Below are 437 nucleotides of genomic sequence, written 5' to 3'. Positions count from 1 at the left end.
TGGTAAGGTTCTTCGCGTTGCTTCGAATTAAACCACATGCTCCACCGCTTGTGCGGGCCCCCGTCAATTCATTTGAGTTTTAACCTTGCGGCCGTACTCCCCAGGCGGTCAACTTAATGCGTTAGCTGCGCCACTAAAATCTCAAGGATTCCAACGGCTAGTTGACATCGTTTACGGCGTGGACTACCAGGGTATCTAATCCTGTTTGCTACCCACGCTTTCGCACCTCAGTGTCAGTGTCAGTCCAGAAGGCCGCCTTCGCCACTGGTATTCCTCCCGATCTCTACGCATTTCACCGCTACACCGGGAATTCTACCTTCCTCTCCTGCACTCTAGCCAAGCAGTTCCAGATGCCGTTCCCAGGTTGAGCCCGGGGCTTTCACACCTGGCTGACTTAGCCACCTACGCGCGCTTTACGCCCAGTAATTCCGATTAAC

Annotated in this window: 1 rRNA gene; it reads right to left on the bottom strand. The window is 53.8% G+C overall.

The features are described 5' to 3' along the window. Positions 1-437 (bottom strand): 16S ribosomal RNA (locus SB786_RS35670); the annotation flags it as partial.

The sequence above is a fragment of the Burkholderia sp. SIMBA_062 genome (assembly GCF_046534765.1).
Lineage (GTDB): Bacteria > Pseudomonadota > Gammaproteobacteria > Burkholderiales > Burkholderiaceae > Burkholderia > Burkholderia ambifaria.
This window is presented reverse-complemented; position numbering and strand designations above follow the sequence as displayed.